Source organism: Paracidovorax citrulli, assembly GCF_900100305.1.
Classification (GTDB): Bacteria; Pseudomonadota; Gammaproteobacteria; order Burkholderiales; family Burkholderiaceae_C; genus Paracidovorax; species Paracidovorax citrulli.
On the sequence record NZ_FNEY01000043.1, the window covers coordinates 21,423 to 30,963 of the forward strand.

8 protein-coding genes are annotated in these 9,541 nt (G+C 58.9%); 1 reads left to right on the top strand and 7 read right to left on the bottom strand.

Features of this window, described 5'->3' with window-relative positions; all coding sequences use genetic code 11:
* Positions 1-30 precede the first annotated feature (30 nt).
* Positions 31-1,980 (top strand): molecular chaperone HtpG, encoded by a 1,950-nt coding sequence (gene htpG / locus BLR99_RS20535; protein ID WP_041827609.1) that lies wholly within the window; start codon positions 31-33, stop codon positions 1,978-1,980.
* 121 nt (positions 1,981-2,101) lie between these two features.
* Here the strand turns inward: htpG and BLR99_RS20540 are convergent, their stop codons facing one another.
* The 7 genes from BLR99_RS20540 to BLR99_RS20550 all read right to left on the bottom strand — a co-directional run.
* Entirely contained in the window at positions 2,102-2,455 is a 354-nt protein-coding gene (locus BLR99_RS20540) for a hypothetical protein (RefSeq protein WP_017438602.1), read from the bottom strand.
* 209 nt (positions 2,456-2,664) lie between these two features.
* On the bottom strand, positions 2,665-3,279 hold the full coding sequence (locus BLR99_RS22855) for a DUF6714 family protein (RefSeq protein WP_011797300.1): 615 nt from the start codon (positions 3,277-3,279) through the stop codon (positions 2,665-2,667).
* A complete protein-coding gene (locus tag BLR99_RS23815) occupies positions 3,258-3,419 on the bottom strand; it encodes a hypothetical protein (protein ID WP_081436513.1) in 162 nt (53 codons plus the stop codon). The genes BLR99_RS22855 and BLR99_RS23815 overlap by 22 nt, the downstream gene beginning before the upstream one ends.
* Before the next feature lie 207 nt (positions 3,420-3,626).
* Complete coding sequence (locus BLR99_RS22860; RefSeq protein ID WP_011797299.1) at positions 3,627-3,983, bottom strand: hypothetical protein; 357 nt, start codon at positions 3,981-3,983, stop codon at positions 3,627-3,629.
* Between the two features lie 105 nt (positions 3,984-4,088).
* Positions 4,089-4,634: a class I SAM-dependent methyltransferase gene (locus BLR99_RS22865; RefSeq protein WP_133246129.1), complete on the bottom strand. Its 546-nt coding sequence runs from the start codon at positions 4,632-4,634 to the stop codon at positions 4,089-4,091.
* A 183-nt stretch (positions 4,635-4,817) separates the two neighbouring features.
* Positions 4,818-5,417 carry a DUF6714 family protein gene (locus BLR99_RS22870; RefSeq protein ID WP_011797297.1) on the bottom strand — a complete coding sequence of 200 codons (600 nt, stop codon included), beginning with the start codon at positions 5,415-5,417 and terminating at the stop codon, positions 4,818-4,820.
* Positions 5,407-9,541 (bottom strand): RHS repeat-associated core domain-containing protein (locus BLR99_RS20550; RefSeq protein WP_074687492.1); only part of this gene is annotated, 4,135 nt, incomplete at its 5' end. The genes BLR99_RS20550 and BLR99_RS22870, both read right to left, overlap by 11 nt.

Genomic DNA, 9,541 nt, shown 5'->3' on the forward strand with positions numbered 1-9,541 from the left:
AAACTCTCACAAAAGAGCCATCCACCAACCATGAGCAAGCAAACCCATTCCTTCCAGGCCGAAGTGGCGCAACTGCTGCACCTGGTCACCCACTCGCTGTATTCCAACCAGGAAATCTTCCTGCGCGAGCTGATCTCGAATGCGTCCGACGCCTGCGACAAGCTGCGCTTCGAGGCGCTGAACAACGCCGCGCTGTACGAGGACGCGCCCAACCTCGAAGTGCGCGTGTCCTTCGACAAGGCCGCCAGGACGCTCACGATCACCGACAACGGCATCGGCATGAGCGAGCAGGAAGCGATCGACCACCTGGGCACGATCGCCAAGAGCGGCACCAAGGACTTCATGAGCCGCCTGTCGGGCGACCAGAAGCAGGACGCCCAGCTCATCGGCCAGTTCGGCGTGGGCTTCTACTCGGGCTTCATCGTGGCCGACAGGATCACCGTGGAATCGCGCCGCGCGGGCCTGAAGCCCGAAGAGGGCGTGCGCTGGACCAGCGGCGGCACGGGCGACTTCGAGGTGGAGACCATCACGCGCGCCGAGCGCGGCACCAGCATCATCCTGCACCTGCGCGAGGAGGCCGAGGAATTCCTGAACGCCTGGAAACTCAAGCAGGTCATCGGCAAGTACTCCGACCACATCAGCCTGCCCATCCTGATGGAGAAGGAAGAGTGGAAGGACGGCGAGAAGGAGGGCGACCCCGGCCAGATGGTGAAGACCGGCGAGTGGGAGGCCGTGAACAAGGCCAGCGCCCTGTGGACGCGCCCCAGGAAGGACATCACGGACGAGCAGTACCAGGAGTTCTACAAGGCCATCAGCCACGACCACGAGAACCCGCTCACCTGGAGCCACAACCGCGTGGAAGGCAACACCGAGTACACGCAGCTGCTCTACATCCCCGCCAAGGCGCCGTTCGACCTGTGGAACCGCGACAAGAAGGCCGGCGTGAAGCTCTATGTGAAGCGCGTCTTCATCATGGACGACGCCGAGGCGCTCATGCCCACCTACCTGCGCTTCGTGAAGGGCGTGATCGACTCGGCCGACCTGCCGCTCAACGTGAGCCGCGAGCTGCTGCAGGAAAGCCGCGACGTGCGCGCCATCCGCGAAGGCTCCACCAAGCGCGTGCTCTCCATGCTCGAGGACCTGGCCAAGCACGACAAGCATGCCGCGGGCGAGGGCGCCGACGGCGTGACCGACGTGGTGAGCGAGGAGGACAAGGCCAAGGAGGGCAAGTACACGCAGTTCTATGCCGAGTTCGGCGCGGTGCTCAAGGAAGGCCTGGGCGAGGACTTCGGCAACCGCGAGCGCATCGCCAGGTTGCTGCGCTTCGCTTCCAGCACGACCGACAGCGTGACCGTCTCGCTGGCCGACTACAAGGCCCGCATGAAGGAGGGCCAGGAGGCCATCTACTACATCACCGCCGACACCCTGGCCGCCGCGAAGAACAGCCCGCAGCTCGAGGTCTTCAAGAAGAAGGGCATCGAGGTGCTGCTGATGACCGACCGCGTGGACGAGTGGGCGCTCAACTACCTGCACGACTTCGACGGCACGCCGCTGCAATCCGTGGCCAAGGGCGCGGTGGACCTGGGCAAGCTGCAGGACGAGGCCGAGAAGAAGGCCGCCGAAGAGGCCGCCGAGGCGTTCAAGCCCGTGCTGGCCCAGCTCAAGGAAGCCCTCAAGGACAAGGCCGAGGACGTGCGCGTGACCACGCGCCTCGTCGATTCGCCCGCCTGCCTGGTGGTGCAGGAGCACGGCATGAGCACCCAGCTCGCGCGCCTGATGAAGCAGGCCGGCCAGTCCCTGCCCGATGCCAAGCCCGTGCTGGAGGTGAACCCGGAGCACGCGCTGGTGAAAAAGCTGGACGGCAGCGTGCACTTCCACGACCTCGCCCACATCCTTTTCGACCAGGCCCTGCTGGCCGAGGGCGGGCTGCCGGACGACCCGGCCGCGTACGTGAAGCGGGTGAATGCGCTGCTGGTGTAAGACCGGGACCGTGAGCTGACGGCCTGCGCTGCAATCATGCAGGCCGCGCACCGGAGCCGCGGAAGGCAGGCATGCCTTTCGCGGCTTTTTCGTAGGTGCGTCTTCCGCGCCGGTGCGCGGATCAGTTCGTCGGCAGGCGGTCCGGCAGGTCCAGCATGCCGGCGCACTGTGTGCAGCGGAAGTAGCGGCCCTGCGCCTGCTCCCTGCCCTCCACGATGGGGGTCAGCAGGGCCGTGCCGGCATCGTTGGCGATGCCCAGGCTGGCGGTGCGGCCGTCCTGGAAGCGGACGCGGGCTTCCGTGTAGCAGTCGCCCACGAGGAAATCGTCGTGCAGGGCCGCCCGGCGGGTAATGGGGCGGGCGTGTTCGAGAAACCGGCGCACGTCGCCTTCGGCCAGCGGCCGGATGCCTGCACAGGGGGCCGTGTCTCCTGCCGCTGTCTCCGCGTTGGCGCGGGTGATCTGGATGGATGCCACGGGAGCGATGGCACGGGTTTGACGGGAGGCGCGCGGTGGCTCAGGTGCCTGTCCCGCGTTGCACAGATGCGCGGCCAGGCATATGGCCGCGGCGGAACATATTTTCAACGCCATGCTGCAGTATTTTGAAAATTTGTAAGCGCTGGCGGTTTTTCAGATCAAAATCCCGCTATACATAGATATAGATCTACAGTGAACGACATGGCAGATCAGAAAAGCAGGAAATTCCCCCAGTAGTTGGTGAGTGCGCGTTGAGCTTGCTTGCCCTCGTAGCTTTCCTCCGGGAGAAGGTTTGCTGCATTGACTAAAAATGTGGCCACCAGTTTAGACTGTATAGGATTGATCTTTTCAAAGGAAAGATATTTTCTTTCCAGCTTTTTCTTTCCTTTCAAGGAGTCGTCCAGGTTTTCTGGCGTATGCTCATCGAATCCATTCTCCAAATCAAACATCAGATAAATAAAGAATTCGTTGTCTATATTCTTGAGGTCGAAGAAATATTTGAGAAATACAGGTAAATAGTAGATGCTACCGCTGGTTGTCAATCTGGAGTGTTGTATGTAAATATCTTCAATTTTTTCGATATCTACTTCGGTCCACTTCTTTCCGTTAAATAACGAGAAAAACCTTAGATAATCTTCCCTGTCATCTCCTGTAAAAGTGTTTTTTATAAATAATTCACCTTCTGGGTAACTTTCAGGGAAGGCCGCTAGCAGCATGCTTTCATAGCGCTTTGCTAGAGATGGTGCTAAAGAAGCAGCCTTCTTTCTTTCCTTTAGGATTTGAAGGTTGACTGGATTATTCTCTACCATTGGTGTCCCGTGCATTTTCCGATGATTCTCCTGAGCTCATTAATTTGCTTGTTGTGACCAGCATCGCCACCTGCAAAGCATTTTTTTGCAATGTTGATTCTTGCGTCAATGCATCTTTGTAATTTTCTGTCTTCTGATGCTGAATTCGGATTCAGTGCAGATTCAGTTTGTAGGAACGCGGCTCAGGTTGTCTGCCAAATCCTCCTGTCTGGTGCTCTGCGAACCTCATTGGGTTTCAGAGCAGCGGAGCACCACCGAAAGTGGCTGCGCGAGACCGCTACACGGGCTTCATGAGAGCGCGCCATTGGCGGTGGAAGATACTCTGGGCAGCAGTAAGGGCTGTTTCAATTGCATCATCTGCCTCACCGGATTAATTGGAATCCGTAGTCAGTCTCGCGCACACGATGGATATTCAGTTCAGTCACAGCTGCTGGGTCGATATCCCTCTCGGACGCACCGTACACATCAAACGTGCCGCATTGGTGATGTTCGTCAACGTCGAACAAAACCCGGGAAAACATATCCATTCTCGATTCGCCAGGATGTGCAAAAAAAATGGTCAGCGGGGAATGGTACTGCTGCCGTGCATCGTCAATTGCCTTCGCATTTGTCGTGCTTTCAATAGCCCACACAGGCATGGATCCCGCCAGTTTCATGATTTGCTCTCGCGCATCCATCTCAAAGATGACCGCCACAGATTGCGCCTCAGGAGAATTCATGGATTTTGTCCCGAAGTTCTGCCATGAGGCTATGACGAGATAGGTCAGGGCCTCTTGAGAACACCTTTTGACAAAGCACAAGGGAGGTTCTAAAATTCCAATAAATCATTTGTTATTATATATTTTCAATATATCTTCCAAGCAGTTGAAGTTATTGCAGCCTATTATGGCTCTCTGCTCCTTTAGATAAATTTTGTCTCTTAAAATGGACGAGTAATTCAGTGCTTTCAAATTCTTGTTTTCACCATCTATAAAAGCAGCAGTTCCCCACGAGAAGGTGCGCTCGCCCTTCAAGGAGCCATCCAAGGTTGGCAGCAGAGGCGATTCTTTATCGAAAAAATCCACCGTCATCACTTCTTGGTCCGCAGAATTTCTTGCAATCTTATGGAGCACGATGCTTTTTTCACTCATCATTGGAGATGAAATTCTCCAGCCTTCTTTCAATTCAATGCACCGGATCTTTCCTGGATCACAGTAAGTTTTTTGCACCGACGAGAAGATTAGTTGATATGAAAAATAGACAGCAAAAAGCAAGATAAAAAAGACAGCTATTTTTTTAATCATCTTCGCACTCCTTTGTTGCAGCCACACACCATGGGCTTCTTCCCGGACAATCACCCAAGCGTGATTGACTTGCTTGAGCCGACTCACGTCAGGATGTTTATGCACCTCCGATGAGTTGATATGCAGTTCATCGACGAGTCATCGCAAGAACGTATTTCTGGACTCTGACCATCCTGCTGCTGCCACTCTTGGTGCTGTCGGTCGGTCTGGGGGCTGTGTGTTGCACACATTAGTGTCGGACATGTTGCAAGATGATTTGTCAGCCTTTCGCTAAAAAAGAAGATAATTACCCCAATAATTTGTTAATGCCCGTTGGGCTTGTTGGCTTTCGTAATAATCGGACGGAAGAAGATTTGCAACATTCGCCAAGAACAATGCCACCATTTTGGATTGAAGGGGTGTCAAAGATTCAAAAGATGACAAATCTTTTGGGAAATCCTTGCCTTCGTCTAATGACTTCTTGGTTTCTTCAAATTTTGGCGAGAAAAAACCATTCTCAAGATCGGAAATAAAATAAGAAAAAAATTCGACTTCCAACAGGCGCAAGTCAAAGAAATTTCTTAAAAAAGAAGGCAGGTAGTGTATTTTTCCCTTCGGCGTCAGATAAAGAAACTGCACGAACTTCTCCTGCAGTATGTCAAAGCTGACTTCCGTCCAGAGCTTGTCGCGGAAAATTCTGACCGAATTGTCGTAATCTTCAGCATCTGTACCCGTAAAGGTTTTTGGATAGAACAAGGAGTCATCCCCTGGTTCACATGGAAATGTTTCTTTCAGCAGAATTTCATAACGTTCGCTTAGGGAGGGGGCTGTCGATATATGGCGTCTTCTCTCGGATAAAATTTCTTCTATCCTTTGCTGGTTATCTTGCATTATGGCCTGTGCACTTTCCTATGATTCTAAATAATTGATTTATTTGTTCGTTATGCCCCGCGTCTCCGCCAGCGAAGCACTTGCGGGCTATATTTATTCTCGCATCAATACATTTTTGTATTTTCTCTGCTTTACCATAATTTAATTCTCCTTTTTGGCAGCTTAATCCCTTGGCGTCGTCGCATGCTTTTTCTTTTTTATCTCTCAATGCATCATGTTCTTCTGGAGAGCAATTTCCACCATAACCTGGAGCCGTGCGATTGCCCATGGCTGCTTCATGAGCAGAACTCAATCTTTCAGCATCGCTCATCTGTGATGTAGAGCTCGGAATCATTGCCGTTGCCAAAGCTGCTGTTCCAAGAGCCAATAAACTCATCGCTTTTTCTGCAGCGACAGCGCATGCTGCCATAGTGGGACCTGGTACGGCGCAAGCTGCGAGTGGATTCAGCCCTGTCGGATCAATCCACCCAGTGGGCGAAACAGGGTATATATATTTATCGTTTCCGCCCAAAAGTCCTATTGGGTCCTGAGTTAAATATTGTCCCAATGAAGGATCATAATATCTTAATCGATTATAATGCAGCCCTGTTTCCGCGTCGAATTGTTGACCCTGGAATCTTATGGGTTGACTGATATCGTTCGGGTTGTATTCCTCCCGAAGAGCGCCCCACGAATGGTATGTTGCCGCCCACGTGAGAAGGCCGGAGTGGCGTCCGTTGGCATCCACCATCGCGATGGGCGTGCCCAGGTGGTCGCAAAGAATGTGGCGTATGCAAGTGTCTTCGGCGCGTGCGAAGTTGGTACGCCGACCCCGGATCTCATCAAGACCATTTGCCAGCAATACGCGGACATCAAGGGGTAGGTTTGACGACAGATTCGCGAGCGAAGCCTCAGCGCAGGTACCGATGGCGCTATGCAAAACACCTTCAAGCAAGTCGCGTTGAGCTCTGGGCAACGCAGCGAAGAAGTTGCGGCCCAGAGCAGGGGCGTCGGAGTCATCATCTTCAGTGCTGTCCAGCGCCAGCAGCACCTGCATGGCTGTAGGAATGGCTTTGCTGCGTTCCAGGCGAAGCAACGGCACGAAGGAGCCGGGCTCGTAGAGCGTATGGAAGAACCCCTTTGCCCCTTCCGTGTGTATGAGTCGGTCACCGTCCCATCCCGCATAGGTAGTCGTCCCGCCATGGTCCAATTGGTCGTACACGGTCTTGCTCAAGCGACGGCCAAGTGCGTCGTACCGGTAGCTGGCAATCAGCCGCCAAGCGCCGCCTAGTTGCTCGCGTTGACACACTTCGCGCAACTGGTGCAGCGCGTCGTAATGCAGTCGTTGTATTCTGCCGTCAGGATGCAGCACCTGCACCCGGTTGCCGAAAGCGTCATATTGGTAGCGGATTAGAGCGTCTTTCTGGTGGCTGTCCGCTCTCTGGACAGTGCTCCAGCCAATGCGGTTGCCTGGCCAGTGCGTTACCGTGCCCGAGCTCTCGCCTGGACCACCGTTCGCGCGTAGCAGGTCAAAGCCTGCATCATGCAAGTTCTCGCGCACCTCGCGGGCCCATGCCTCTGGCTGCCGACCTGCGTGCGGTATTGCCGCCTGAGCGCCTCCGAACGAGGGCAATCGATTGCCCGCTGCATCCAGTACCCAGTGCTCATGCAATTCGCCCTCCGGGCCTGCACGGTGCATTGCAGTCAGGCGCTGCCAGGCGTCGTAACCGTACCGCGTGGCCTCACCAGGTGTCTGCACGCCCACTAGCTGGCCCAGCGCATCGTATTGGTAGCGTCGCTGCGCGATCGTTCGGAGCGGGCCCAGGGCCGGGGTGATGCGACCTGCGGCGTACGAGGGGCCGGTATCGGAGTCGTTGGCGTTATCGGTCGTCGGCATGGCCGCCGCATGGCGCAGGCCGCGCCAGTCCTGGTGCAGCATCCTGCCCATCGGGTCCAACTGCCGCGCATGCACGATGGCAGGCAGGTCTGCGTTGTCTTGGCCGTCGAGCACGTGCAGCGTGCGCCCCACCTCGCGGTGCAGCGCATCGCGCTCCCAGTCCACCAGCGGCTGGCCGTCCAGCAGCAGCCCGTGTACGTGGCCCGAGCCGTAGGCCAGCCACTGCAGCGTGCCTAGGCCTTGCGCCTGCGTGGCCGTGCGCTGGCCCAGCGGGCCCAGGGTGTGGGTAATCGCGTGCTCGAACTCCACGGGGGGCTCACCGGCACTCAGGCTGGCTTGGAGTTGGGGCGCCTGCGGCTCTCGGTACAGCGTCTGCGTCTCTCCGCAGACCCGTCCGAAGGCATCGCGCGCGAAGGCTACGCGGGCTTCCTGCTGCAGACGCTGCGCCTGCAGCGCGGCAGCCAGCGGAGCCTGGGCCGGATCGCCCGGGCGGTCCAGCAGGGACAACAGGGCCTGCGTATTCAGCGCCAGCCAGCTGCCAGCCAGGGACATGGGGCGGTCGGTCATGGAACCCGTGGGCGATGCCATGGGTTCGACGCCGTGCGGCAACTCGGCCTCCCAGGTTCGCGTCTGCTGCAACGCCCCGGCTGAAGTGTGTTCGAAGCGCTGGATCTGCAGTATCGCGTGGGGTTCGGTATCGGAGGGCTCCGGGGCCGGCAGCCGCACGGCGACACGCGCCACCAGTCGGCCACCCAGGTCGTAGTGCAGCCGCGTGCGCACCACTGCGCCCAGCTCCGGCCGCGCCGCCGCGCCCGGGTGGTGGCCTTCCCCGTGTCCATCGCCCGTGTGCGTGAGCTGGCCCGCAGCGTCGTAGCCATACACCTGGCTGCGCCCGTCGAACCCCACTTCCTGCACCAGCCGGTCGGCCACATCGTGCACGAAGCGCGTCACGTCGCCGTTCTCGTTGACGAGTTCCTGCAGCCGCCCGGCCACGTCGTAGCGCAGCTGCACGCCCCGGCCCGCCTGCACCTGCTCCACCACGCGGCCCCACAGGTCGTGACGGTAAGCGATGGTGGCGCTGGTGCCCGCGGGCTCGCCCGTGCCTTCCAGCACGTCGTGCGTGCCGTGGGTGATGGCCGCCATCCGTCCGGTTTCGTTCCAGCGGTAGCGCACCGCCGTGTTGCCCGGCTGCTGCACGCCCACCAGCCGCAGTGCGCCTTGCTGCATCGCGTGGTGCAGTCGTGTGCGCTGGCCCAGCGCGTCCACCGCTTCCACTACCTCGCCCCATGCACCGTGGCGCCATGTCTGGCTGTGGCCGGAGCAGTCGGTGTGCCGCGTGATTTGGCCGCAGGCGTTGTACGCGTACTGGCTGCGCCCGCCTTGCGCGTCGATCACCGCCACGGGCTGGTCGCACCAGGCGAGCGTGTGGGGTGGGAATGTCACCGCGCCGGTGCCTGCATCCTGCTGGGGCTGTTCGTATTCGAAGCGGGTGATGAGGGCCTGCAGCGTTGCCGCCTCGTCCGTTCTTCCTTCCGGCAGCATCGCGACCTCCACCAGACGGCCCCAGTCGTCGTAGCGGTAGTGCGTGCGCAGGCCCGCCGCGTCCTGGCTCGCCAGCAGCAGGCCGTCCTGCGCGCTGCCTGCTGCGCCCCAGCGCTGCTGGGTGCTGCGGCCATCCGGGCCCTGCACGCCCAGCAGCCGGCCTGCGCCGTCATAGCGCCACCACGTGGTGCGGCCCAGCGCATCGGTGGCCGACAACCTGCGGCCGGCGCTGTCATGGCGGTAGCTCTGCTCGGCACCGTCCGGGCCTGTCAGCCGCACGAGGCGCTTGAGCCCCCCTTCGCCCTCGAAGTGGTCGGTCGTGGTGCGGCCCAGGCTGTCGCGCACGACCGTGCTGCTGCGCACCGAGGCGGCAGGTCCGTCACCGGCCGCTACCGGAGCGCCGCCGTAGTCGAAGAAGTACGACAGCCCTTCCTCGTTGTGCTGCTCGGCCACGCGTGCACCCGGGCGGGCCGCCAGCCCCTGGCGACGGCCCTGCGCGGTCTGGTCTTCATAGACGTAGCGGTGCCTGGGGCCCTGGCGCACCTGGTGCTCCGTCATCCGGTGCAATGCGTCGTAGCCGAAGCGGCGCAGCACGGTGCCGTCCGCGCCCAGCACCTCGGCCAGGTTGCCTGCGCTGTCGTAGCGGTAGCCCACCAGGGGTTGCGGGCGCGGGGCCGCGCCGGGTATCACTGCAGGGTCGAGCGGG